Raw genomic sequence first — 25,416 nt, forward strand, 5'->3', positions numbered from 1 at the left:
GAATTAATTAATCAGCTTACTTCTATCGATTTTAGATTTGGTTTTTCCCAATCACTGAACTTGTGTATCCTTATGGAAATAACCTTGATCTCACCCGGACCTAATTCAGCATTCATAGAAGCTTCATAATGCCTGAAAGTCGACATATCATCATCAAAGGATACATCCGCAGAGATCTTGTTAATGTAAATCCCCGATGCTTCAGTGTTTTCAAGCGTGATCAGTATTCTGTCAACAGCAATTTTCCAATCTGTTACCTGAATCCCATCAGGAACTAGGATAGTCTCTCCAGATTCTCCATACTGTTCTTCAATGGAAAATGAATCAACATCAGTACTTTCGAGTGTATCTATAATTTCCTCAGTCTCGGCCCCATTTTCAGTACAACCGGACAGTAAAATAGCTATCAATATTACAATAAATACATTGAGTGCAACCACACACTTTCTTTCCAGCATTCAACCACCATAAACAATTGAAGTGATATCGTTTATAAATATATCTGAAATTAGTTGAAAAATAAAGTAACAGAGTAATCATATATTATTCTTTATTGAAAATTGGGCTCCGTAGAAAAAATGGGAGGGAATTCGACAATGAATTATATCATAATAGAAACTTGGTCGAAACGATGTTCTCTGTCCTGAAAAAGAAATATGGGGAAGAAGTAAAGGCAAAACGTTATCATAAGCAATCAAAAAAAGTAAAATTGAAGCAATTAGTGCACAACCTTGACAGGTATGTCAAGGTTGTGTTTATTATTCAAACAAGGATTTCTACAGAACCAATAAACCAATTAATTTTAAGCATCAACTTTCTGATGAGTGTTAATATATAGTAAATATTTCTTTGTCTTCAGTCCATGTGATTTTGATGTAGTCATAATATCTAGAATTAATTGTCATTTCAGCTTCTTTTATTTCTTCGGGATTCAAATCACCAACATAATACCGATGAAGCAATTTACCTTCCACGATTAATTCCTTCTGTGTAGTTTGTCCAGTATATTCTTGTTGATATGGACTATTGTAATCCACCAGTCCCGCATTATAAGAAGAGCTATCATTTGTCAAAGCCTCATATGCAACAGTTTCAAATATCTGTGCTTTATTTGGGAAATCCCCAGGATGGAAATTCCAATTATAAGTGACACCAACCACTCCACAGTACACATCATTTGCAGTAGCATCACCTGAATTAATAACTCTATATATGTATCACATTATCTGTCATTGATGTTGACATGATTCTGAGTTCAGGATTACCCATTGGCTCTGGAGTTTGTATACTTTCAGATGTTTCAAGTTTGACTGATGATTCCGGGTTATCAAACGATGCATTTGTTTCGTTGCTTTCTTCATTCATTTTAGACCCATCTTCAACTACTTGTTGTTTTTCTACCTGATTTGTACTAGAATCTGTACAACCAGAAGCAATCAATGCCACAAAAATTAACATAATAGTTCCTATTTTTAGAATATATTTCAAATCAAATACCTTCATAAAAGTAATTTTTCATAAAGTAAACATTAGAATAATAATGTCAGTTATAGATATTACTTTTTAAATAATTTACTGTAGCGAGCATTGTTATAAATTCTTATAAATTTTGGATCTCCTCAATATAAGCGGGATTACAAAAATCTATACAATTTCCTTTTATCAATAAGATATTTAGCTAATTATCTTGCTTTTAATAACAGAGTATAACTCCACATAACAGACTACTTCTTGTAGGGAACTTTCTTGTTTATCCATAAATTAAACTCCTCAGTAACCTTCTTAGCTTCCGAATGTTTTGACCCTAGAAAATAACTTCCAGTTCTGATAAAGTCTTTATTACCCATTTTACCCGACTCATTAAGACTGAGTACAATAAAATCAACTCGGAATCTGAAAGACTCTTGCAAATCATCTTTTCCTATACACACTTACAACAACCAATGCGAGCACAGCACACAGCGTAGTAAATGCCGGAGTAGTCGGAGAAGTACTGTCACCAGATGATTCACCTGTGGATTCCTTAGGTGTTGAAGGACCATCGTAGTACTCTTCGGATATTGTGACGTAGGCGGCGGTGAATTCGCCACTTGTAATTAATTTAGCTGTGTTTAAATCGTTCATTTGGTAGAAGAAATCAATAGGTGCACTTCCACCAGCCCATTCTTCATTTGGAGCAACAGTCCACTCAAATACTCTTGTTTCATTTACTTCCATAACTTCATCTGTAAATGACCCCAACCTTGGTGTTGGGCCTTCTATAATATCAAAATCGTTTTCCCCAATAGATGTTAACATAACAGAAAGAAAGTTCTTTTTGTAACAAGTCACTTCAAATCTTAATTTGAATGGTTCACCAATTTTTAACAGTGGTTTTGGAATTGATGCACCAGGATACAATTGGTCATTATAGTACATATCAACTTTAAGATTGGAACTTTCTGAAGATGCGGGCATAGAAAATAATACTAAAAAGCAAACGGTACATGCAATAATCAATTTATACATATTCTTTCCTCAAAATTGTGATTCAAAATAATCGTAAGCCGTTGATTTTTCATCTCTTTCACCAATTTTATCTCCCACGCCTTTTGCACCAGGACCTACTATAGTTGCTGCATAGCCTGAAAAATCAAACGTTACTTCTTGGTTTCTTCCAATAGCAACCAAATTTCCATTTTCGTTTCTTTTAGTAGGATGGATAATCCTCTCGTTTTTTCGAATGTAACTCTGTGCATCGTGTCCGAAATATGGATTGAAAATACACTCATTGTCATTATCAATAACTTCGAACTTTTTGTACGCACCTTTCACATCATACTCCCACACATTCACAGTACACACCCAATTCGGCGGAAGCACAGGCAGACCACATGGAACATATTCCAGGGACTTTTCAAGTCTCTTTTCGATCTTTTCGGCAAGCTGACCTGTAAGTTTTTCACTTGATTCGTCCAGTTTGTTTTGTAACTCATTGTTGATGTTCTCAAAACACTGATCTATGGTGTCCTGGCATAGTTCAATTGACTTGCAGATGCCTTCTGATACTCCTATACGCAGATCAGCTTCAAGCCGGTAAAGAACGGCATCCATTTCATCAGAATCTATTGTTGGATTATCAGTTTGTATTTTCAGGCTGATGCGATACAGAATCTCATCCTGTAACGTGTTATCGGAAGCCATATCCACTATATTCTCATCGGAAAGCGAGTCAAGGTAAGTCTCTGTGATTGTTCTCACGTCATCTTCGCTGATCCAGGTGCTTAGAACCGGGTCGCTGGAAACTTCATCAACAATAGCTGTGGGAACCTGTTCCCTGATGGCATCGCTGTATTCACTCATCATTTTGCTGCGGTTCTGTTCAATAAAAGTGGTATCCGTTGAGACTCCGTTTGTGACAAGTTCAGTACTGTCGCTTGCAAGATCTTCAAGAAGGGAATCAATCTCAGCATTTGCATCTGAAATACTCTGGCTCATTGATTGAGAGACCATATCTTTTAGTGGTTCGGAAGCCTCCGAAAGCATTCCTGCAATATCATCACCTATGCCTGTGGAAAAAACACATACATTTCTGACTGCTAGTGGATAGACTGCTTTTCCTGTTGCATCCTCCCATTTGTATTGATTCTGGAGATCAAAATCCGGGTCATGGTACAGATAATCAGGGTACTGGTCCACAACTATTGTCATATTCTCGGTCCAGTTGTACTTGCTATTGGGCATTCCTACTACCTCCATTGTTTCGATAATACCCATTTCAGATGCCAGGGCTGTTGAAGCTTTATCCATGGCAGGGTTGTTGAAGATAACATCTGTTGATACTTTATTTTGCACAAGATCAAGAAGAGAATGTCCCTGTTCCTGTTCAAAAGATTTGTCGATATATTCCTCAAAAGAATTTTCTACATTTTTGTTCCGTTCCTTCAGTTCCTTGAGCAAACGGTCATAAGCCTCATTCTTTGAAATTGCACGACATGCATCACTACTGGTACTGAACTGACCTGAATCCAGATATTGAGATTGTTGAATAAAAGAATCTCGTTTGTAAGAAGCTTTCATTTCAGCAGCAAGGTCAAGTGAAGCCTCCTGAATCAATGTGGTTGGATTCTTCCCCAGATTCTCACCAAGCAAGTACACTTCCCTTGTAGGATTATCAGTATTAATGGCATTGAACATGCTCTCCATTTCCCGGCTCATGTTCTTATGAAGCCATGAAGGAATATCGCAATAGACCTTCTCATCAGAAAGGTAAGTTCCGTCACTGTAAGTGTTGTATCCCTTTTCAATCTCAGCCAGATTCACATGCCGATCACGATACTTATCTGCCGCATCACTGCATCCGGGATCATATTCCGGAAGGCCGTTGACGATTACGGTAATGTTCCTGTAATCATTGGCACTTCCTGCATCATAAGAGGAAACTAAACCATTATAACCACCAGAAGGCAGGTATTGGTGATAGACAATAGTTATGTTCTCTGTCTCGGTCTGAGTATGGGGAACCGAAAAACTATCCGTGAGTACCCTGTTCACCGAACCGCCAGAATCGCCGGAGTGATGAGTAAAGGATCCCGTCATGGAATTATATGTATTATACCACCAATGATAAGTATAATCGATTTTCCAGGACGTCTTGATCCTGAGTTTGATATTGTACGTTACTCTCCAGTCGAAACTATGGTTTTCCCATGAGAGATAGCCATCCGTACGTTCAGAGTCAAGCAGATTGTCATTACCCAGATAAGCATAGGAAACGTCCACACTGTCGCAGTTTATATCCGTTGAAACATGGTCAACATCTACATCAGTAAAATACCAGCTATGGGATGATGGAGTAAGACTTATCTTATGATCCAGATCAATAACGCCATTCCACTCGTAATCAGATGCCAGCGCACATGTATGTGATATCTTAACCGGATAATGGCCTTTCCACGTTATATCTTTTCCACTGTATGAAACAGAATCATAGGTAGTAGGACCAGACTGCAAGCCATAAGGAATAGCTGTATCAAATCCATCCCTGTAAACCTGGCCCTGTACCGTGCCACTGTAAACCTCATGAGTTACATCATGCAGCAGGTCAGGATAGGCATCGTTCCATTCATCATCATTGTAGACCCAGTTACTGTAAACCTCATTGGTGAAATTGGAAACAGAGACAATGATCTTAGAATTATTGACAACTTCTTCCATTGTTATGTTGGCTTCTTTCATAGATCCATTGACACCCTGTTCAACACTTATGTTGAATGTCCCATGTTCTGACAGCTCATCGTATGTTGTGCTGATATTTTTCCCGGAATCATCTTCATATGAACTCGTGCCTTTTTTCACGTCTTCATAGAGAACTTTGCCATTGTAATATGTGGTGTAGGTCAAAGCCCAGGGGTCTACTGAATCGAAAACACGTTTCTGTGTATAGAGAGTACCTGCATTCACAGAAGCTGCTAATGACGGACCGGTTACGATATTAAGAGGGCCATTCAGGTAATGCTGCCACGGACCATAGATAAAAGTCCTGATGTTGGTGGCTCCAAGCACAATATCCGATGTGATTCCACCATTAAGTTCATTTTTATATTCATTTACCAGTTCCTCAAGTAAAGGTTCCCTGGATGTTATGAGAGCACTCACATTCATGGAACCGGCTCTTGTTCTATTGTCTGTGAGATCCACAATGGTGTAATTGAGATTCTCAACGGTCATTGTATAATATACAGGATATCCCGGATCATCTGTTGGAGACCTGCTGATCTCTCTTTTGAGCGTACCGTTGATCATATCTATCCTGATCTGCAAAGGAGACACATCAGGATCGATATTGATAGCATAATTGTTGAAAGTGTGCTGGTTTTCCTGATATGATGTACTTAGATATTCGTTGAAATACTCCGCTGTAATATCTTTAAGTGGACTGCTGCCTACATTTAACCAGTTCACCGCTTTCTCCTCGCCATCGTACTCAAGGACAAGATAGGCATATCCGTATTCTGCGTTTGCAGGAATGACTAGTTCCTCTTCAAATTCAGAACATGTCCAGAACGAATGGGTTTCATCATAGGATATGGACTGGTAAACTGCCCCTGAGCCACTTTTAAGGATCAAAGTTCTTGGTTTGTCAGAAAACAGGCATGATATAGCTTCTAACACATTAGACGGAAGACTTACGCTAACCTGAATAGTATCTCCGGGTTCTGCATTCCTGTTATCCGGCTCAATGGAAAAACCGTCAGAGTCAATTTGTTCGTAAGCAAGATCCTCGGGTTTTATGACAGGATGTTCTCCCTGCCATGCAAGAGCTTCCATGCCCGCGTAGTTAAGACAGCGTGCAAGGTCAGATGAAGCAAATTCCACTGCAGTCTTTTCCATATCTGTAGTATCCGTATTGTGTATAACTTCTGCCAGCGCATAGTCAGTCTTTGTCAGGTATATCGATGCAACCACAGCAAAAAGCAGAATGAATATACCGATCACCGCAAAGGGAATATAAGCCCGGGTGTCCTGGCTAAAGCTTCGTTTTTCATTTGCGGGATCGGATATCATAGACTAACCTTTTTTCAGCTTTTATGAGCTGGACATTGCAGGTAAGAAGAATATTTAAACTTTGTTATTTTATTCTATTTTAGCTTAAATTTTATAACTGACATCCTATATTCATTTGTGTGAGAATAAAATCAAAAATCGAATATTTGTTCATGATAGGATTTGCTCAGATATACCGAAACTAATCGAAACTGTAAAATATACTACATTTATACTAGCAGACATAATTAACTGAAAGTTGTAATTATCCATTCAGCTTTCTCAGCAATAACTGAGCATTAGCTGTTTACAGAATTCAAACATTCAATATTTACAATTCACACTTATCAGGTTGGCACAAAATGAAGATCACTAAACCAAGAGGCACACGTGATTTCCTCCCGGAGGACACAAGGAAAAGAAGATATGTAGAAGGCATACTGCGCCAGGTAGTTAAAAACTGGGGATTCAGTGAAATAATCACACCCACATTCGAGAACCTGGAACTCTTTACCCTTAAATCAGGCGAAGGTGTAATCGGAGAGCTTTACAACTTCACTGACAAAGGCGACAGGGAAATGACACTGCGTCCCGAGCTTACAGCACCTGTAATGAGGATGTATGTCAATGAGATGCAGGCATATCAACAGCCTTTGAAATTATTCTACTTTGAAAACTGTTTCAGGTACGAGAGACCACAGAAGGGACGCTTCAGAGAGTTCTGGCAGTTTGGAGTCGAACTTATAGGCAGCAAAAGAATGGATGCTGATGCCGAAGTAATTGCCCTTGCAACAGAGATGCTTAAGGCTGTAGGAATAAAAGGCGACCTGAACGTAAACAACCTTGGAGTTATCAGGCATCTTCTAAGTGTTCTTGAAACCGAGAACCAGAGCAAAATAATGAGACTTGTTGACAAGAAAGATTATGAAGGACTTGATAACTTCCTTGAAGAAATAAACGCTCCTGCCGACCTTCGTCAAAAACTTATCGAACTTATCTCACTCACCGGCAATGATGCAATTGCAAAAGCAAGAGATATTCTGGGAGAACTTCCTGAAATAGATGACTTCCAAGAACTTCTTACCATGCTGGATGCCTACGGAGTGGAATATACAATCAACTTTGGAATTGCCAGAGGACTTGATTATTACACAGGAACTGTTTTTGAGATTTACGCAGAAGGACTCGGTGCCCAGAACCAGGTATGTGGCGGCGGTTCATACCAGCTTATCCAGCTCTTTGGAGGCGGAGATGTCCCATCAACAGGTTTCGGTCTTGGTTTTGACAGGATAATGGAAGTATGTGAACTTGAAACACCTGATGATGTACCTGTTGTAATCATTGCAAAAGATAGCACACGCCTGGATGCAATAAAAGCAGCCAATGAACTCAGGAAACACATGCCTGTTTACAATGATTTGATGAAGAGGAACTTCAAGGCTCAGTTATCACATGCCAATAATATTGGTGCAAAGCATGTCATTATCATTGGTGAGAAGGAAGTTGAAGCCGGAAAGGTAATGTTAAAGGATATGGTAAGCGGTGAACAGGAACTCCTGGTCATCGACGAAGTCATTACAAAACTCACAAACAAATGAACCGCTTTTCCGGAACTTTTCTGAAGAACGAGAGGGCAGCAGACGCCCTCCCCATGAGAATGGTGGTTGCTGTAATAGCAATAGGAGCATTATTACTATTGATGTCAGGTACCGTTTCCTCTCTAATTGAAAGTGAGCAAACATATACCACCAAAACCATCATTTCTGAAATTGAATCAAATGCCGAGCAAATGTCGGCAAAAGGTTCAGGCAGCATTGTTACCCTTGATGTGAACGTTCCTTCAGGTGTGGAGATCATATTTGGAGCGCTTCCTGAAAATGAAGATGCCTGGCCCTCAGATGCCGATAACTATTATATTGAGATTAATGGGAAGCAGATCATTGGAGAGTCATCTGCATCTTATTCTAATTCCACATTAAATGACAGTTTTATTCTCAATCCAGGATCTCACATATTGACTCTTGAAAGTGTCCGCGATCAAAATGGAAAAATTTTTATTGCACTTAGTGATAAGTCGCAACCATAATGAAAGAACGAAAAGAAGTTGGCATTAACCATCTGATCACGGATGATTCTGCCTGGATAGACTTGCTGCTCTCAAAAACGGCATTAATACTGGCTACTCTGATAATACTTGCAGCAGTTTACAGCCTTGCAGGCAGCTCTGCAGACCTTGTCAGAAAAGATGAACTGGAAATCATAGCCACAGAGATTGCTTCAAACATAGATTCGGCAGGATCATCCCGTTCAGATAATTCTGTCAACTGCATTACATTTGATCCTGAAAGCTATGAACAGCAATTAAGCAAGAGAAACGAACTGAACATATCGGTCAGCGGTGAGTATATATTCTGCACTTTAACAGAGAACGGACGAGACATCTCAGCTGCCAGGCAGCTAAGTTACAGGACACTTCCTCTAAGTCCCAATAAATTCCGCAATTTACTATCAGGAACATTCGGTGCAGATGGCAACAGCAGCCAGCCGATTAACTCTGCTTTTCCATACGCTGACGTAACTGATTTTCTTGCTGATAGAGGAACTGGAGAGCTTTATCTTAATACAAGTAAAGAGCTTCATATTCAGAAAACAACAGTATTTGTTACAGACGGAAGCGAGGTGAACGGACTTGAATATATCCTCGTTTACCAGTGATGAGAGAGCACTTCTCGAACCAAATAATGACATCATAGCCACTGCTCTTGTTGTTATCGGTTTTATTGTATTTGCTGCGATCCTTTCAAAGACATTCATCGCATTCAACGGCAACTCCCAGGCACTTGAGAACTATGAACAGGCTGCAATGATAGCAAGTGATATTGCATCCTACCCGCCGCTTCAGGGAAGCAGGCAGGAACTAATTTCTGCAGATACACTGGAGGTGCTGGCAAATCCTTCACAAGACCCGCAATCACACTACATGTTCTTCCACCGGTTTTCATCAAACCTTGATTTCTATGTAGAGGTACGAACTGATGACGGTAATTATCAATGGATCATCAGTGAGGGAAATACTGCATTGAACGGGAGAGATGTAATAGCTTCATCAGTACCTGTTGTGATAGAACTTGGAAGCAATGCACGCTGTGAACCCGGGACGATAACCGTGAAACTTGTGCAGAACGGATGGAGTTGAAAGTCGACCCTGAAAACGAAATAAAAAACGGTGATTATGAATGAGAATTATAGACGATGATAGTGGATTTTCTACCAGCATTGATGCAATTTTGTTCCTCGTACTGGTATCCGTCTCTGCTGTAATACTTTTTCCATCTATTGCTGCGGATGAGCAGTATCGTTCCGCATCCTATTCATCTGCACAGGATATGGATACCCAGCTCATGAACACAATAATGAGCAGCACACTGGAAGAATTTGAGTATACTGTAAAACCAGCCGAACTTGCTGGAATTGATGTGAATCTATCGGAAGATTCAATTCTTGGAAATGCCGAAGATACACTATTTGCAAAAGAGCAACAACATCGTACATTTTCAGACCTTGTAGCCGAAGGCCTTGTGCTTGGTCTGGTCATGGAAAAGAACGGCACTGAAAAACCTCTGAATCCAATGACAAAGATGCAGAGAATAGAAACTGAAAAAGCTATCGAAGAACATCTCAAAAGGACTATAGGACAGAGATACAATTACAGGTTTGAGGCACACTGGCAACCTGTTTCAGGATACAATATACACAGCGACATAGTAGTAGGTGAAACAGCTCCGTTGGATGCCATTAAACAGAAAGCCAGGATATCGGTTCCTGTGACATATACTGTAACTAGAGACGAAATATGTCAGCCATTCAATGAAAGCAATATCTATGCTTCTGTGAACTCACCAGATGCTGACAAAGAACTTCATAACATGTTCAACTCAAGTATTATTACAGCATCTGAAGGAGCTTCTGATATAATAACAGATATCGTATTTCCGTATGAATACCTGTCATCACTTAATGGAACTGAGATATCCATAGACAGCGAGCAACTTGCATGCATTGCAGGGCCGGATAATGCAAATTACAGCAGTCCGATCATCAAGAGTGCGCTTGGTTGCGTGAACTACACTGTAAAAGACCTGTACGGACTTAACGTTGAACTGACAACTGAAGAACAAAGTATCAGTCTGGATTTTGTGAATATGGCACATGACCTTATCAAAGAGAAAAATACTAACCTGATATCAGAGCATATATTTGCGAGCCAGAGTGATGATATCGACCAGACTGTTGCCCTCATATGTAATGCATCTGATAACAGCAGCAGAATTGAACTTGCAGATACACAACTCTCAAAGATATACAGGACCGCAAATCCTGGTGGTGCGGATATTATAATAATGATCTGGTGAAGGAAGGAATGCATTATTTCCAGTAGTCCTGCAATCATAACATATATATTACATGATGCTCTTCATTGGTAGCACTTCGCCAATCACATTAATATTTTATCGAACCGACTCCCAAGTTCAAGAGTTCGATAAGGATCAAAACATCATCTATATTGAATTCCATCTAAATTCAATGTAGAACTAATTAAATCAAAACTCAAATTACAATTATCAGGAGGAAGCTAATGGCAAAAATGCACACCCGTAGGAAAGGAAACTCCGGACCTACAAGACCACTTCGCACAGAAGCACCTTCATGGTCAACAATGACCAGCGAAGAAGTAACAACCGTGGTTACAGACCTCTGGAAGCAGGGCGTAAGCACAAGCGAGATTGGAATGATTCTCAGGGACAAATATGGTGTACCTGACGTTAAGATCGCAACCGGTAAAAAGATTACAAAGATCCTCAGAGATAACGGTGAAAAGTTCGCTGTACCTGAAGATCTCTACAACCTTATCGTAAAGGCAATCGGAATGAGGAAGCACATGAGCTACAACCACAAGGATGTACACAACAAACGTGCTCTCCAGAACACCGAATCCAAGATCAGAAGATTGGTAAAATACTACCAGTCCGCAAAGGTTCTTCCAGCTGACTGGAAATACAAGCCAGAAACAGCTGAGATGCTGATCACCAGATAAGCATTTTCAGATTAAATTATAAACTCTTGTTTGGCCAATCAGTCAAACAAAACTTTTCTCTTTTTTAATTGGATTTAACGCTGCCTTAGTTGTAGCTCTGTAAATGAATTCATTTGGGTGTAGAAATCCATAGTTATCTAAAACACTTATGAAGGTAACTTATAAATTGTTTTAAAGAGCATTATATGCCATGAAAGCTGTCATACTTGCAGCCGGTGAAGGAAAACGATGCCGGCCTCTCACACTCACAAGATCAAAAGTAATGCTCCCGGTGGCAAACAAACCTATTCTTGAACATATCATCAATGCTCTTGTTAAAAATGATATTAAAGAGATAATTCTGGTTGTCGGTTACAAAAAAGAGCGCATCATGGACTATTTTGAAGATGGGATCAATTTTGGTGTGAAAATTAAGTATGTAGAACAAAAAGCACAGATAGGGACAGCACACGCCATTCTTCAGGCACGTGATCTAATAGGAAAGGATGATGAAAAGTTCGTTGTCGTGAATGGAGACAATATAATAGGACCAGACGCTATTGCGGACCTGATAATTGGAGAAGAAGGTGATGCAACATTACTCACATGCAAAAAAGATAATGTCAGCGGATATGGAGTAATAGTTGCAAAAGGAAAAAAAGTTGTTGAGATCATTGAAAAACCAAAGACTCTTGTAAGTCACCTTATCAATACAGGTATCTATCTTTTCAAGAGTGATATTTTTGACATGATCGAAAAGACTTCCATATCAACAACTGGTGAGTACGCAATAACAGATACCCTTCAAATGATGATCGATGAAGGAATGCCCGTAACAACTGCAATAACAAACGCTGAATGGCTTGATGCAGCTTATTCCTGGAATCTGCTTGAAGCAAATACAATTGTTCTGGGAGATTTTGAGACTGACATTTCAAAAGCAAAAATAGAAGATAGTGTCAGCATAAAAGGTAGTGTTTCCATAGGCAGGAACACAACCATCAGATCCGGATCGTACATTGTTGGACCGGTTGTAATTGGTGACAACTGCGACATAGGTCCAAATGTAGTCATATTGCCTTCCACAAGTATTGGTAATAACGTATCAGTTGCATCATTCACATACATAAAAAATAGTATACTGATGAATGATATCCGTATCGGTACCCACAGCAATATATCAAGCTCCGTTGTAGGAAGCAATGTTACAACAGGTCCAAACTTCATCACAGAAGAGGGTGAGAAGCTGATTATTATTCTTGAAAATGAGCTTCATGAAGCCGGAAAGCTTGGAACGGTCATAGGTGATGATACGGATATTGGCGGAAATGTACTTGTCCGTGCCGGAAAGATGGTTTCATCCAACTGTCGCATCAGTTCCGGAAAGACAATTTCAGAGGACGTACCAACAAATGCACTTATAAATTAAGGTAAGGGTGATAAAAATGTGCGGAATAGTTGGATATATTGGGGATAATCAGGCAGTACCTATATTGCTAGAATCTCTTAAGATGCTGGAATACAGAGGATACGACTCTGCCGGTGTAACTGTATTTAATGAAAAACTTGAAACATATAAGATTGCAGGCAGGATAAAGGACCTTGAGGGAGTTATTCCTGAAAATGTATCCGGAAATGTGGGTATTGGCCACACTCGATGGGCAACACATGGAAAACCTGAAACAAGAAATGCTCATCCTCACATATCATCAGACATATCAGTTGTTCACAACGGTATAATTGAGAATTACCTAGAACTCAAGGAAAGACTAATCGAACAGGGATATGAGTTCAAATCAGACACAGACACCGAGGTCATTGCACATCTTTTACATTTCAATATGAACTGTGATAGCGAAATGTGTCTGCTGGATGGTCTTGCTAAAACCGTAAAAGAACTTGACGGATCATATGCCATTGCTGCCTTATGCAACAACGATCCGGGTTTAATAGCATTTGCAAGGAAAGACAGCCCTCTGGTAATAGGAATTGGAAATGGAAGTAACTATGCTGCATCTGATGTTACTGCTTTTTTGAAGCACACAAAAGAAGTCATATTCATAAACGATAATGAGGTCGGTCTTCTAAGGCCCGATTCAATAGAGATCTATGACCTTGAAGGAAACTCTGTTTCAAGAGACACAGAAACAATAGAATGGGATCTTGAAGCTGCAGAGAAGGCAGGTTATGAACACTTTATGCTCAAGGAGATTCACGAGCAGCCAACTTCCATACAGAACACCTTTGCAGGTAAGCTTTCTGAGCTTGAAGGAACTGTCACACTTGAAGAGATATATCTCAAACCTGACGAGGTCAAAAGGCTAAGAAGAGCCACAATTATAGCTTGTGGAACTTCCTGGAATGCCGGTATTCTTGGAAAATATCTCTTTGAGAAACTTGCAGGCCTGCATACTGATGTTGAAACCGCATCCGAGTTCAGGTATAGTAATCCGGTTCTTTGCGGAGAGGAACTTACAATTGCAATCACCCAATCCGGCGAGACTGCCGACACTCTTGCAGCGGTCAGGAGTTCAGCCTCTTACGGATGCCGCAGTATTGCGATTACAAATGTAGTTGGGAGTACAATCACAAGGGAATCAGATAGTGTGCTCTATACCAGAGCCGGACCTGAGATAGGAGTTGCTGCAACAAAGACATTCACAGCCCAGCTTATGGCACTCTATATGCTTGCGATAAATCTTGGAAGAACACGAGGAGTTATCAGTGCCAATGAGGCAAAAGACCTTATAGTTGGCATTAAAAAGCTTCCCGGACAGATACAGAAAGTGCTCAGCAGGAAGGAAGCAATTAACGAATGTGCTGTGCAGTTCGCTGATAAAAGGGACTACTTCTTCATTGGACGCTACCTGAATTACCCGGTAGCTCTGGAAGGAGCTTTGAAGCTTAAGGAAATCTCATACATTCATGCTGAAGGTTATGCAGCAGGCGAACTTAAACACGGCCCGCTGGCACTAATCACAGATGAGACACCGGTCGTTGCCATAGCCACTAAAGGTCACACTTATGAGAAGATACTGAGCAATATCAAGGAAGTAAAGGCACGTGATGCAACGGTTATTGCGGTTGCAGATGATGATGATACGGAAATTGACAAGTATGTAGATGTGGTTATACGTGTGCCACCTGCACATGAGTTACTCTCACCCGTACTTTCCTCGGTTGCACTGCAGTTGCTTTCATATTACACTGCACTTGCAAAGGGATGTTCCATTGATAAACCAAGGAACCTTGCAAAGAGTGTGACCGTTGAATAATCATTTTATTTTTAGAGAGGATAACAAATGAAGTTATTTGGATCTTCAGGCATCCGCGGACTTGCAAATGTGGAAGTTACCGTAGACCTGGTACTGAAAGTTGGAATGGCTCTTGGAAAATCAAAAAAGACTGCTGTTATTGGCAGGGACCCAAGGGTAGCAGGGGAGATGATAGAGCTTGCAGTAATTTCCGGTCTGATGTCTGCAGGCTGTGATGTTGTAAGAGTTGGTCTTGTAACAACTCCAACACTTGCATACGCAGCAAGGAATTACGATTGTGGTGTAATGATCACTGCATCACATAACCCTGCAAGCGATGTTGGAATAAAACTATGGAATCCTGATGGGATGGCATTTGATTCAGCCCAGCAGGAAGATATCGAGGATATCATCGAGAAGGAAGATTTTGTTTATGTTCCCTGGAATAAGGTAGGCGAGATCACCACATACGGAAATGCAGTAAGGGATCATATGGATATGATACTCAGCCACTCCAAGGGTGCACCAATCCGTGTTGTAATTGATTGTGGAGGCGGGGCGGGAGGCACAATTACACCTTTCCTTTTACGCGAGATGGGATGTGAGGTTATCACACTTAATTCACAGCTTGACGGGCATTTCCCTGCACGCAATCCTGAACCCAAAGACGAGAATCTCTGGATGCTGAAAAAAGCCGTAAAAGAATTCGATGCAGCTCTTGGAATAGCTCATGATGGTGACGCCGACAGGATGATGGCTGTTGATGAGAACGGACTTTTCCTTTCTGGAGATGAAATGCTTGCTATTTTTGCACGCTTTGAATGTAAAGGCAATCCTAAAATTGTAGTTCCGGTTGACACATCAATGATAGTTGATGACTCCATGCCCGGTTCTACTGTTGTTCACACGAGGGTCGGAGACGTTTATGTTGCCGAGGAAATGAAGAAACGGAATGCTGATTTTGGAGGAGAGCCTTCTGGAAGCTGGATATTCCCAAGAATTTCCTACTGCCCGGATGGAATTTATGCAGCAGCCCTGCTTGTTGATATTGTGAAAGAGAAGAAACTCTCAGAACTGCGGGAGGAGCTTCCTAAGTATCCGACACTCAGAAGCACAGTTGCATGTGACAATGATAAAAAAGCTGCTGTAATGCAGGCTATAAGTTCAAAACTTGAAAAGATGGGTGAAGTTTCCAGCATCGATGGAATAAGGGTTGATATGGAAGGCGGCTGGGTGCTTGTGAGACCTTCGGGAACTGAGGCAAAGATAAGAATCACAGCAGAAGCCAGACAGGATGTTGATAAGCTGCATGCTAAGGTTAAGAATATAGTAAAGGAGTGCCTCAAATGAAAGTAGTTATTCTTGCTGCCGGTGAAGGCACACGCATGAGGCCTCTTACTGCTTCAAAACCAAAAGTGATGCTTCCAATAGCTAACAAGCCAATGATGGAGCATACTATCAATGCGGCAATAAAGGCAGGTGTGAAAGAATTCCTGATCGTTACAGGTTACCGTGAAGATGCTATTAAGGATTATTTCAAAGATGGAAGTCACCTTGGAATCAGTGTTGAATACGTGCGCCAAGAAGAGCAGCTTGGAACTGCAAATGCCATTGGTTGCGCAAAAGGTTTTGTGAAAGGTCATTTCATAGTGCTTAACGGGGATATGCTTGTCAGTACAGAACATATCGCTCATCTTGTATCAAGAACAGAAGATGCTATTATCAGCGTCAAGAAAGTGGAAAATCCTTCCCATTTCGGAGTAATTGAATCCGATGGACAGAAAGTAACACGCATCATTGAAAAACCTGAAAAACCGCCTACTAACCTTGCAAATGCGGGGATATACCTATTCCATGAGGTTATCTTCGATTACATTGCAAAAACCGGTAAATCATCAAGGGGAGAATATGAAATTACTGATTCCCTGCAGATGATGATCGATGATGGTCTCAATGTTGGTTACGAGCTTCTGGAAACCGAGTGGATCGATATTGGCAGGCCATGGGATATTCTGGATGCTAACAAGGTACTGCTTGAAAATATCGATAATACCTGTGAAGGGATAATCGAACCCTATGCAACACTTCATGGTAATGTGAAAGTTGGAAAGAACACCATTATCAGAAACGGGGCATACATTATGGGCCCTGCCATTATAGGCGATGACTGTGATATCGGCCCTAATTGCTTTATCAGGGCTTCAACTGCAATTGGTAATGATGTTCGCATTGGAAATGCAGTTGAGATTAAAAACACTGTAATTATGGATGGCACAAATGTTGGTCACCTCAGTTATGTCGGTGACAGTGTCATAGGAACAAACTGTAACTTCGGTGCCGGCACAAAGGTTGCAAATCTCAGGCATGATAACAAGAATGTAAAATCAGTTATCAAAGGCGAGGTTGTAGATACCGGAAGGAGAAAGCTCGGTGTTATCATGGGTGATGATGTTCACACAGGCATCAATTCCAGTATCAATATCGGTACTGTAATGGAAGCCGGAAGTTCAACTATGCCGGGTGAAGTTTTGATGTACAGAAGAAAGACTAATTAAGGCTCGTCGCCATCTTTATTTGGAGATTCGGATGAATTTAAATATCGAGATGCAAAAACTCAAGGAACTGGCACGAGAAGCGGCAGACATAATTGAGAAGTATGAGCACGTACGTGTGATTTCCCATAACGATGCCGATGGGCTGACATCAGCCGGTATTATCTGCCAGGCCCTATTAAGACAAGACATCCGTTATCATACATCCATTGTGCCACGTCTTGATAAATCCGTTGTGGATATGGTGAAAGAAACCACAGCAGACGATGATCTTGTGATTTTCTGTGATATGGGAAGCGGCCAGTCAGATATAATCTCCGAAATCAAGCAGGAAATAGTTGTACTTGATCACCACGTCCCAGTTGGTGAATCTCCTGCAAAAGTACTGGTAAACCCGCATATCGTGGGAATTGACGGTGCAATGCACATATCCGGCTCAGGAGTCACTTTTTTTGTATCAATGGAAATGGAACCTGCAAATATTGACCTGGCGGGACTTGCTATTGCAGGTGCTGTGGGTGACAAACAGATTTTCAGTACACTTAACGGCCATATTCTTGAAGAGGCTGTGAATGCTGAAGTTGTCTCAATTAAAAAAGGGCTGAAAATCGGTGACGGAGATATTGCAAAGGTGCTTGAATATACGCCTGAACCTTATCTTGACATAACCGGTGACAGTGAAAAGATAGCCCAGTTCCTTGATTTCCTTGGAATTGAAGGAAAAATCGAAGACCTGAACCCGGACCAGACAAAAGCCCTCACTTCAGCCGTTGCACTCAAACTTGCAAAAAATGCAAGTCCTGAGGCTGTGGATGCTGCAATCGGTGATATTTACATACTTAACAACGAGATAGTTTCCAATGTCTATGACCTTGTTGCAATTCTCAATACCTGTGGCAAGGCTGAAAAATATGGAATGGGACTTTCCATATGCCTTAAAGACAAAACACATCTGGAAGAAGCAAGGGACATGGCAATTTCTCATCAGATATCCATTGTTGAGAATATCAAAAAAGGCATGGATATGGTCAAAGAAGGAAAAAGTATCGGTTACCTGATAGGTACCGACATGGAGTCTACAGGCATGATTGCCAGTACATTTGTCAGGTATGTAAATCCTGATATGCCTTTTGTTGCAGTAAACCAGGTTGATGATCTTGTGAAGGTTTCCGCAAGAGGAACCCGTGCACTTGTTGGAAAAGGACTTGACCTTTCATTTGCACTCCGCGAAGCTGCAAAATTAGTTGGTGGCGAAGGCGGCGGACACAATGTTGCATCAGGTGCATCAATTCCACCCGGAACTGCCGAGCAGTTCATTGCTAAGGTTGATGAGATAGTTGCAGAACAACTCCCTAAACAGGAGAAGGCTGAATGAAGATAACTACAACTATTGAATTCAAGGATGAAGGTGCCATACAGGTTGCAAAAAGAATTGCAAATTCACTGGCTCCTGATAACCTGACTAATATGCATACAGAAGTCAGTGATGAAAGTGTAAGTATTCACATTTCCACTGAAAAGATAACTTCACTCATTGCCACGGTGGATGATCTGCTTATGAATGCAAAACTTGCAGAAGAAATAGCAGAAGACCTTGAAAAATGAGTAACTCTATCTTTTTTGGCCCTGTAGAAAGCATCATAAAAACTTCCGTGGCTTGAAATTTCAATAATCCTATGTAAACATATTATTTAGTGCTTTCATCAAAATGGCATTGCCCATAAAGTACCTAATTTTATGGTCAAATTACTCAACTGGAATTACATCTCCATTTTCATCATAATATTTCACAGTATTTGATATTGTTGTTGTATATGGACTTTTGATTCCTTCCTCTATATGCAAAAAGTTAAGTTGCTCTTTGTAGAAATTAACATCTATTAATAACCAACCATCTTCATCATTCATAGTTAAATCCATAATGATATACGGTTTATCTTTGTTAATTGGAAGCGGTTGCTGTGCATTGTCATATTTAGTGTTGATTTCATCTGCAATTGTGTCTGCCTTATCTTCATCCTTATTAATTTCGTAGTCCGACAGCACAAACATGACCTTGTTTGTTACAGGGTCAATTAGTTCTATAGAGTTATCCTGTATGTTATACTTGTAATCTTTTCCCTGTCCATATGTTTCGGACATAGTTACAACATTTTTATCGTATATTCTTCCATTTTCTGGTTGTACATAGTATGTATATACCCCGTATCTGTCAAGGTTGGCTGCAAAAAATGTAATTGTTTCATCTTCACCAAGGTTAGCATGGGAGTAGACCACACCGTTGGAATACCTCTTTGCACCCTCAAATTTTACCATAATACTATCTTCATACTCATAATAAATAGTTCTAAGATGAATATAGTTAGTATCAATACCTTCCTCTTCAATGGCTTTCTCTGCTATGGCTGTCAGTTCCCTACCATATTCAGACTGGGTGTCTATTACTACAGTTTTGTGGGAATCATTGATAGCATAAACTGCTGTGATAAGGAAAATAGAAACTATGGTAATGCTGATGAATATGATTTTGTAATTTCCTTTAAATTTCATGCATCTGCCTCTCATATAATATAAGATTTATAAGTATATATTGCATTTGCATAAAAATGGAGGATTTATTGAATTTATTGTATCAGTTACTCGCCTTTTTTTACTACTTAATTTCAATCATGTACTCTTATAGAGGTTCTTGCATCTTTTTATGTACCATTCATATATCATTATAGTCAAAAGTAGACTTTACGAGCAAGCCCCATCAAAATTAGAATTTATATTCAATCATTATGATTTATTTTAACTTTTGATTGTGTAGGTGCTTGACTTTTCCCTTTGGAACTCTACCGAACCCCTTTTTTGTCTTTTTATTCCAGTTCCCAGAGATGCCTGTTATTATCAATCAGCGTATTCTGTTCCTCAATCCTTGAGCGCTGGTAAATAAGTGCTGCCGGATGGTATATTTTCAGAAGAGTATATTTCCCATCTACCGCTCTTGGAACTCCCCATTCAAGTTTTTCACCATTGCAGAATGCCTTCTCTGCAGTGTTTCCGAGAAGTATGATCACTTTTGGATTTAGCAATTGAATCTGTGCTTCAAGAAATGGCTTGCAGGCTTTTATCTCGCTTTTGAGAGGATTGCGGTTTTTCGGAGGACGGCATTTGATCGTGTTTATAACTGCATAGTCCTCGCCTGAAAGTCCCATGTACTCGATCATGCCATCGAGATTCTTGCCCGCCCTGCCACAGAAAGGGACACCGGTTTCATCTTCGTTCTTTCCTGGAGCTTCGCCAACAAAAACAACTCTCGGAGTTATGGAGCCTTTGCTGATTACTTTATTGGTTACAGTCTCATGAAGCTGACAGTCTGTACATTCAAGTATTTCTTTTTCAACAGCTTCAAAACCCTTTTCCACAAGTTCACTTACTGACCTGACTGCCATATGATCACTGTTCCAATCCTAGTTTCAACATTAATTCCAACTTTAGTTTGCAATCCTTATTCCTGTTTCAGTTTTTGTGCCTGCAATGCTTCCATGAAGCGAATCTGTTCTGAAATGAATGTGTTGTATGGTGCATCAATTCCAAGTTTCTTTGCCCTTGATACTATTGCACCGTTGAGGAAATCAATCTCAGTCTTTCTACCAGAAGTGATATCCTGGTACATGGATGAGTGATGTTCTGCAGTATTGGGTAGCTGGAAGTCATGCAGGAAAGCAAGATATTCTTCTGCGGTCTTCCATGGAAGTACAACACCTTCTGCTTCAGTGACCTTGAAAGCCTCATGAACAATGTTCTCTATAATACTCCATGCGTGTGAGTTCTCAAGTTTTCCGTATGGAACTCCCATGACCGCACCAAGTGGATTGAGGGCTGAATTGTACAGGACCTTAGACCAGACTGAACTCATGATGTTCTCTGTTCCGTTTACCTGAATACCCGTACTTTTAACCAGATCAACAAGTTTGAGTACGCTTTCATCAAGTCCTGAAGGGAATCTTCCGAGGTTCATTGGTCCGGTTTCAACGGATACATGAATCTTTGCGTCGCCTGCCCATTCAAAACCGGTAATTATGGTTCCTCCGATTACCTTGTCGGTATATCTGGCAATGATCTCCTCATTGCCAAGACCGTTCTGCATGCTGATAACCTCCCTGCCTTTGATTATATCGGCAAATTGTTCGCAGATAGATTCGGTTGCTGTGGACTTGGAAGTAATGAATATATAATCATAATCATCCTCTGGAGCATTTTCAGAACAACTGAATTTACAGGTGGCTTCACCCCAGATGCCTGTCATCTTAAAACCATCTGTATTTATTTTCTCAGCATGCCTCTGGCGACAGACTGCGTGTACATCACAAACAGAAGATAATTTTGCAGCAAGGGTCAGACCCACTGCTCCTGCACCTAATATCAGGACTTTCATAGAGCACCTCTTTTTTGCCTTAGACGCTTTTTTCCGTTAAAAGAATAACTCTTGGAGCATAACCAATTAAGAGAAGCTCTTAATTAGCAAAAGATACATCTTGCATAAAGTAGCCTGAGGGCTCGAAATAACAATAACGTTCATGAAAAGCAGTTATAACTGCTTGATTTTCCCTATTACAATCATACAGAGGAATGGAAATCTATGGAAGCAAAGAAAAGAGATGAATGCTGTCCGGTAGATAAACCGGAAGGTGCAGGAATTACAATTGACTTCAAATTCAGATTGGAGTGTTCACTTAAGACAAGTGCCGATGCAACACCGGCTACAGATGTTGTTGACAAGTATATCCATGAAGCTAATCACAGTATTCTTACCAAGGGTGCACCGGAAGGACAGGGTGCAAAGGTCACAGGATGGAAAGTAGATGGTGACAGGATAAAGCTCGTTATTGAATCCGGCAGGTACGTGCGTGTCCATGATGCGCTGCTTCGTATGAGAAAACCTCTTGCAGGAAAGCTTGGAAAGGAGTTTAAGATTGGTATTCGTGGAATCGAGGTCGAGTCCTACACAATCGAGGTGCCTTCTGAGAAAGAACTTCCTCCAATGAAGATACCTTATGTTGCAGAAATGACATACAACGACGGAATTATCAGATTAGTTCTTGATGTTGACGAGTCTGCAATGTCAAACCGTGTTCCTGACAGGATACTTTCCCTTATGGAGGATAAGATAGAGCAGCAGTCCTACGGTGGAAAGACTGAGCACTGGAATATCCTCTGGCAGAGCGAGAAGAAAGACCACAAGTTCAACGAAGACCCTACCAAGGCAATGATGGATGCTGGCTGGCTTAAGAGAGGTGCCAGCAGGGGACAGTGGATACATGGTCCACAGTCTACCAGAATGTTCAGGACTTTTGAGAGGATTGTTCTTGAAGAACTTCTTGAACCTCTTGGTTACAGGGAAATGATCTTCCCAAAACTTGTGCCATGGGAAGTCTGGCAGAAATCCGGACACGCAAAAGGTGTCTATCCTGAGATTTACTACGTATGTCCCCCAAAGACAAGGGACCCTGAGTTCTGGGAGGAAGTTATTGATCATTACAAGGTAACCCTTGAGGTTCCAACTTCTCTTATCAAAGATAAGATTGGTGATCCTATCGGTGGAATGTGCTACGCACAGTGTCCTCCATTCTGGACATACCTGCAGGGTGAGACCGTTCCAACTGACGAGTTCCCGATAAAAGTGTTCGACAGGTCAGGAACTTCACACAGGTATGAAAGTGGTGGAATCCACGGAATGGAACGTGTGGATGAGTTCCATAGAATTGAGATTCTCTGGGTAGGTACAAAAGAACAGGTTATCAAGACTGCAAATGAACTCCATGAGAAGTACATGTACATCTTCAACGAGCTCCTTGACCTTGAATGGAGAAAGGCATGGGTAACACCTTGGTTTATGGCACAGGAAGGACTTACAGGAGTTTCCGAGCAGACCGAAGCAGGAACAACAGATTATGAAGCTGTACTGCCTTACCGCGGCGAAGATGCTGAGTGGCTGGAATTCCAGAACGTCAGTGTAAACGGAAACAAGTATCCATCAGGATTTAATGTCAAATGTCAGTCCGGTGAGGAACTCTGGTCAGGATGTTCCGGTGTTGGGCTTGAAAGATGGGCTTCAGCTTTCTTTGCACAGAAAGGAATTGACCCTGAGAACTGGCCTGAGGAATTCAGGAAAAGAGCAGGAGAGATTCCAAGGGGAATTAAGTTCCTCTGAATACGTTTTTTAAAAAATAATTAATCTGGAAAAAAATAGTTAAAATTAAAGGAGCAGGGTTCCTTTAATTTATTTCTATCACAACTTTTCCTTTCACACTGTTGTCTCGCTGGTATTTTAGCGCTTCTGCCGCTTCATCCAGTGGGAAAAAACGGTCAATATTCACTTTTATAGCTCCGGCGTCAAAGAGCTCTGCGAGTTTCTTCAGGCTATCGCTGTTGGTCTGTGTGAACTGCCCTATGGCATTAACCTGATATTTGTTCATCAGTTCAGTGTCCGGCTGCCCTAGCATGGATACGATCACGCCACCTTTTTTCAGTACCTTGAACGATCTTTTATACGTATCTCCGCCTACCGTATCGAAAACTGCATCATAATCCTTTAGTATTTCTTCAAATACCTCGTCTTTGTAATCGATTATCTCATCGGCACCGAGCTTTTCAAGATACTGCGCTTTATCCTTTCTGGCAGTTGTAGCCACATATGCTCCCATATGTTTTGCAATCTGGATTGCCATTGACCCAATTCCACCAGAACCACCATGAATGAGAATCTGCTGACCTTTTTTCAGCTTAATCTTGTTATAGATTACGTCAACTGCACTTACTCCGGTAAGAGGTAAAGCCGCAGCTTCCTCATCACTTGCTTTTTCAGGCATTTTTGCGATCAACTTAGGTTCTGTTGACAAGTATTCAGCAATAGCTCCTGAACCTCCCATTCTGATCCCGGCAGAACCATAGACTTTGTCATCGATGTCATATTGTGTGACACCCTCCCCCACATATTCAACAGTACCGGCAAAATCATCGCCAACCGTCAATGGGAAATTATCAGAAATTGCCTGACTCATATATCCTTCTGTTATTTTCCAGTCAATTGGATTAACACCGGCTGCATGTACTTTAACAATGACTTTTCCGGGCAAAAGGTCTGGAATCTCTACATTCTTGTTTATTCTTACTACATCTTTTCCATATTCACTTATCTGGGCGGCTTTCATAGTCACTCCCTCCACTATTTAACCTTTAATTAAGTCTGCCAACATAAATTTATGATAGCGAATAAAATAAGAAATTAAACATTAATATTCTTTTGTAAAAACGACGATAAAGAAAATAAAATGTTCAAAAATAAAATTCACAGATACTTGTTTATTTACCAAAAGCATCCTTCTTTACTTTCCTTATAAGAGCAACAAATTCCCGGGTTTCCTGTTCCACATCATCGCTGCATACAACAGCGGAAATAGCAACCAGACTGTCAGCGCCACCTAGAATCACACTTTCACTGTTCTGCTTATTGATGCCACCTATGGCAATAATAGGAATTTTGATAGCATCTTTCACAGCTCTGATGCTTTCCGGACCAATGCCGCTTCCGGCATCCTTTTTAGTGGAAGTATTGAAGATCGGACTGAGACCTACATAATCAGCACCCATTTTCTCAGCTTCAAGGGCTTCTTCTACAGTGTGAACTGTAAGACCGATTATTTTGTCTGGCCCAAGAAGGTCTCTTGCAGCGTCTATTGGCATGTCATCCTGCCCGATGTGCACTCCATCAGCATCCACAGCTAACGCAACATCAACACGATCATTTACAAGGAAAATTGACTCTCTGCCACACAGTGTCTTAATCTGTGATGCTTCAACTATCATGTCCTTTGTACTGATAGACTTCTCACGATACTGTATTATTCTGCATCCTGCAGCAACAGCTTTTTCTACATCAGATAGTGTACCTTTTCTGGACAGACCGGAATCTGTCACAAGGTAGAAATCAATTTTATCCAGCAGTGCTCTTTTGTCAGTCATC

General features: G+C 40.7%; 23 protein-coding genes and 1 pseudogene. 14 read left to right on the top strand and 10 right to left on the bottom strand.

Annotated features, from left to right (window positions below):
- Positions 1 to 11: 11 nt before the first annotated feature.
- Positions 12 to 458 (bottom strand): hypothetical protein, encoded by a 447-nt coding sequence (locus tag BLP52_RS07345; RefSeq protein WP_091709835.1) that lies wholly within the window; start codon positions 456 to 458, stop codon positions 12 to 14.
- 110 nt (positions 459 to 568) lie between these two features.
- Between BLP52_RS07345 and BLP52_RS14690 the strand changes: the two are divergent.
- Positions 569 to 838, top strand: a pseudogene (locus BLP52_RS14690) (IS5 family transposase); the annotation flags it as partial.
- Here BLP52_RS14690 and BLP52_RS07355 read toward each other — a convergent pair.
- The 4 genes from BLP52_RS07355 to BLP52_RS07370 form a co-directional block, all read right to left on the bottom strand.
- Positions 828 to 1,160, bottom strand: coding sequence for a hypothetical protein (locus BLP52_RS07355; protein WP_091709836.1), 333 nt, complete (start codon positions 1,158 to 1,160; stop codon positions 828 to 830). The pseudogene BLP52_RS14690 and the gene BLP52_RS07355 sit on opposite strands and share 11 nt — an antisense overlap.
- Positions 1,161 to 1,206: 46 nt before the next feature.
- The gene (locus tag BLP52_RS14515) at positions 1,207 to 1,365 is read right to left on the bottom strand and encodes a hypothetical protein (RefSeq protein ID WP_162272953.1); all 159 of its coding nucleotides are present in this window, start codon (positions 1,363 to 1,365) and stop codon (positions 1,207 to 1,209) included.
- A gap of 546 nt (positions 1,366 to 1,911) precedes the next feature.
- Complete coding sequence (locus BLP52_RS07365; protein ID WP_091709837.1) at positions 1,912 to 2,508, bottom strand: sarcinarray family MAST domain-containing protein; 597 nt, start codon at positions 2,506 to 2,508, stop codon at positions 1,912 to 1,914.
- 9 nt (positions 2,509 to 2,517) lie between these two features.
- Entirely contained in the window at positions 2,518 to 6,546 is a 4,029-nt protein-coding gene (locus tag BLP52_RS07370) for a DUF7286 family protein (RefSeq protein WP_091709838.1), read from the bottom strand.
- A 341-nt stretch (positions 6,547 to 6,887) separates the two neighbouring features.
- Between BLP52_RS07370 and hisS the strand changes: the two genes are divergently transcribed.
- From hisS to BLP52_RS07430, 12 genes are all read left to right on the top strand, one after another.
- Positions 6,888 to 8,123, top strand: coding sequence for a histidine--tRNA ligase (hisS, locus tag BLP52_RS07375; protein WP_091709839.1), 1,236 nt, complete (start codon positions 6,888 to 6,890; stop codon positions 8,121 to 8,123).
- Complete coding sequence (locus tag BLP52_RS07380; RefSeq protein WP_091709840.1) at positions 8,120 to 8,611, top strand: hypothetical protein; 492 nt, start codon at positions 8,120 to 8,122, stop codon at positions 8,609 to 8,611. Before hisS ends, BLP52_RS07380 begins: the two co-directional genes overlap by 4 nt.
- Positions 8,611 to 9,240 carry a hypothetical protein gene (locus tag BLP52_RS07385; protein WP_091709841.1) on the top strand — a complete coding sequence of 210 codons (630 nt, stop codon included), beginning with the start codon at positions 8,611 to 8,613 and terminating at the stop codon, positions 9,238 to 9,240. Before BLP52_RS07380 ends, BLP52_RS07385 begins: the two co-directional genes overlap by 1 nt.
- Positions 9,215 to 9,721, top strand: a complete 507-nt coding sequence (locus BLP52_RS07390; protein ID WP_091709842.1) for a hypothetical protein — start codon at positions 9,215 to 9,217, stop codon at positions 9,719 to 9,721. The genes BLP52_RS07385 and BLP52_RS07390 overlap by 26 nt, the downstream gene beginning before the upstream one ends.
- A 40-nt stretch (positions 9,722 to 9,761) precedes the next feature.
- Positions 9,762 to 10,937, top strand: coding sequence for a DUF7284 family protein (locus BLP52_RS07395; RefSeq protein WP_091709843.1), 1,176 nt, complete (start codon positions 9,762 to 9,764; stop codon positions 10,935 to 10,937).
- A gap of 224 nt (positions 10,938 to 11,161) precedes the next feature.
- The gene (locus tag BLP52_RS07400; protein ID WP_091709844.1) at positions 11,162 to 11,620 is read left to right on the top strand and encodes a 30S ribosomal protein S15; all 459 of its coding nucleotides are present in this window, start codon (positions 11,162 to 11,164) and stop codon (positions 11,618 to 11,620) included.
- Between the two features lie 190 nt (positions 11,621 to 11,810).
- Positions 11,811 to 13,028, top strand: coding sequence for a bifunctional sugar-1-phosphate nucleotidylyltransferase/acetyltransferase (gene glmU / locus BLP52_RS07405; RefSeq protein ID WP_091709845.1), 1,218 nt, complete (start codon positions 11,811 to 11,813; stop codon positions 13,026 to 13,028).
- Between the two features lie 16 nt (positions 13,029 to 13,044).
- Complete coding sequence (gene glmS / locus BLP52_RS07410) at positions 13,045 to 14,874, top strand: glutamine--fructose-6-phosphate transaminase (isomerizing) (protein WP_091709846.1); 1,830 nt, start codon at positions 13,045 to 13,047, stop codon at positions 14,872 to 14,874.
- Positions 14,875 to 14,901: 27 nt separating this feature from the next.
- Positions 14,902 to 16,203 carry a phosphoglucosamine mutase gene (glmM, locus tag BLP52_RS07415; RefSeq protein ID WP_091709847.1) on the top strand — a complete coding sequence of 434 codons (1,302 nt, stop codon included), beginning with the start codon at positions 14,902 to 14,904 and terminating at the stop codon, positions 16,201 to 16,203.
- Positions 16,200 to 17,408, top strand: coding sequence for a bifunctional sugar-1-phosphate nucleotidylyltransferase/acetyltransferase (gene glmU, locus BLP52_RS07420; RefSeq protein WP_091709848.1), 1,209 nt, complete (start codon positions 16,200 to 16,202; stop codon positions 17,406 to 17,408). Before glmM ends, glmU (BLP52_RS07420) begins: the two co-directional genes overlap by 4 nt.
- A gap of 31 nt (positions 17,409 to 17,439) precedes the next feature.
- A complete protein-coding gene (locus BLP52_RS07425; RefSeq protein ID WP_091709849.1) occupies positions 17,440 to 18,780 on the top strand; it encodes a RecJ family nuclease in 1,341 nt (446 codons plus the stop codon).
- On the top strand, positions 18,777 to 19,010 hold the full coding sequence (locus BLP52_RS07430; RefSeq protein ID WP_091709850.1) for a KEOPS complex subunit Pcc1: 234 nt from the start codon (positions 18,777 to 18,779) through the stop codon (positions 19,008 to 19,010). Before BLP52_RS07425 ends, BLP52_RS07430 begins: the two co-directional genes overlap by 4 nt.
- Positions 19,011 to 19,151: 141 nt before the next feature.
- On the opposite strand, the gene BLP52_RS07435 is transcribed toward BLP52_RS07430, so the two are convergent.
- The 3 genes from BLP52_RS07435 to BLP52_RS07445 form a co-directional block, all read right to left on the bottom strand.
- On the bottom strand, positions 19,152 to 19,955 hold the full coding sequence (locus tag BLP52_RS07435) for a hypothetical protein (RefSeq protein ID WP_091709851.1): 804 nt from the start codon (positions 19,953 to 19,955) through the stop codon (positions 19,152 to 19,154).
- 311 nt (positions 19,956 to 20,266) lie between these two features.
- Complete coding sequence (locus BLP52_RS07440) at positions 20,267 to 20,842, bottom strand: uracil-DNA glycosylase (protein WP_091709852.1); 576 nt, start codon at positions 20,840 to 20,842, stop codon at positions 20,267 to 20,269.
- A gap of 56 nt (positions 20,843 to 20,898) precedes the next feature.
- The gene (locus BLP52_RS07445) at positions 20,899 to 21,828 is read right to left on the bottom strand and encodes a ketopantoate reductase family protein (protein WP_091709853.1); all 930 of its coding nucleotides are present in this window, start codon (positions 21,826 to 21,828) and stop codon (positions 20,899 to 20,901) included.
- Between the two features lie 267 nt (positions 21,829 to 22,095).
- On the opposite strand from BLP52_RS07445, the gene BLP52_RS07450 reads away from it, so the two are divergent.
- Positions 22,096 to 23,604 (top strand): serine--tRNA ligase, encoded by a 1,509-nt coding sequence (locus tag BLP52_RS07450; protein WP_091709996.1) that lies wholly within the window; start codon positions 22,096 to 22,098, stop codon positions 23,602 to 23,604.
- A gap of 64 nt (positions 23,605 to 23,668) precedes the next feature.
- On the opposite strand, the gene BLP52_RS07455 is transcribed toward BLP52_RS07450, so the two are convergent.
- Both BLP52_RS07455 and thiE read right to left on the bottom strand, forming a co-directional pair.
- Entirely contained in the window at positions 23,669 to 24,604 is a 936-nt protein-coding gene (locus tag BLP52_RS07455; protein ID WP_091709854.1) for an NADP-dependent oxidoreductase, read from the bottom strand.
- A 151-nt stretch (positions 24,605 to 24,755) separates the two neighbouring features.
- Positions 24,756 to 25,415, bottom strand: coding sequence for a thiamine phosphate synthase (thiE, locus tag BLP52_RS07460; protein ID WP_091709855.1), 660 nt, complete (start codon positions 25,413 to 25,415; stop codon positions 24,756 to 24,758).
- Position 25,416: the final 1 nt, after the last annotated feature.

Source organism: Methanolobus vulcani, assembly GCF_900100715.1.
GTDB classification, from domain to species: Archaea; Halobacteriota; Methanosarcinia; order Methanosarcinales; family Methanosarcinaceae; genus Methanolobus; species Methanolobus vulcani.

Coding starts and splice junctions, on each gene's coding strand:
- BLP52_RS07345 (WP_091709835.1), bottom strand. CDS start 458: ATGCTGGAAAGAAAGTGTGTGGTTGCACTCAATGTATTTATTGTAATA.
- BLP52_RS14515 (WP_162272953.1), bottom strand. CDS start 1,365: ATGAATGAAGAAAGCAACGAAACAAATGCATCGTTTGATAACCCGGAA.
- BLP52_RS07365 (WP_091709837.1), bottom strand. CDS start 2,508: ATGTATAAATTGATTATTGCATGTACCGTTTGCTTTTTAGTATTATTT.
- BLP52_RS07370 (WP_091709838.1), bottom strand. CDS start 6,546: ATGATATCCGATCCCGCAAATGAAAAACGAAGCTTTAGCCAGGACACC.
- hisS (WP_091709839.1), top strand. CDS start 6,888: ATGAAGATCACTAAACCAAGAGGCACACGTGATTTCCTCCCGGAGGAC.
- BLP52_RS07380 (WP_091709840.1), top strand. CDS start 8,120: ATGAACCGCTTTTCCGGAACTTTTCTGAAGAACGAGAGGGCAGCAGAC.
- BLP52_RS07385 (WP_091709841.1), top strand. CDS start 8,611: ATGAAAGAACGAAAAGAAGTTGGCATTAACCATCTGATCACGGATGAT.
- BLP52_RS07395 (WP_091709843.1), top strand. CDS start 9,762: ATGAGAATTATAGACGATGATAGTGGATTTTCTACCAGCATTGATGCA.
- BLP52_RS07400 (WP_091709844.1), top strand. CDS start 11,162: ATGGCAAAAATGCACACCCGTAGGAAAGGAAACTCCGGACCTACAAGA.
- glmU (WP_091709845.1), top strand. CDS start 11,811: ATGAAAGCTGTCATACTTGCAGCCGGTGAAGGAAAACGATGCCGGCCT.
- glmS (WP_091709846.1), top strand. CDS start 13,045: ATGTGCGGAATAGTTGGATATATTGGGGATAATCAGGCAGTACCTATA.
- glmM (WP_091709847.1), top strand. CDS start 14,902: ATGAAGTTATTTGGATCTTCAGGCATCCGCGGACTTGCAAATGTGGAA.
- glmU (WP_091709848.1), top strand. CDS start 16,200: ATGAAAGTAGTTATTCTTGCTGCCGGTGAAGGCACACGCATGAGGCCT.
- BLP52_RS07425 (WP_091709849.1), top strand. CDS start 17,440: ATGAATTTAAATATCGAGATGCAAAAACTCAAGGAACTGGCACGAGAA.
- BLP52_RS07430 (WP_091709850.1), top strand. CDS start 18,777: ATGAAGATAACTACAACTATTGAATTCAAGGATGAAGGTGCCATACAG.
- BLP52_RS07435 (WP_091709851.1), bottom strand. CDS start 19,955: ATGAAATTTAAAGGAAATTACAAAATCATATTCATCAGCATTACCATA.
- BLP52_RS07440 (WP_091709852.1), bottom strand. CDS start 20,842: ATGGCAGTCAGGTCAGTAAGTGAACTTGTGGAAAAGGGTTTTGAAGCT.
- BLP52_RS07445 (WP_091709853.1), bottom strand. CDS start 21,828: ATGAAAGTCCTGATATTAGGTGCAGGAGCAGTGGGTCTGACCCTTGCT.
- BLP52_RS07455 (WP_091709854.1), bottom strand. CDS start 24,604: ATGAAAGCCGCCCAGATAAGTGAATATGGAAAAGATGTAGTAAGAATA.
- thiE (WP_091709855.1), bottom strand. CDS start 25,415: ATGACTGACAAAAGAGCACTGCTGGATAAAATTGATTTCTACCTTGTG.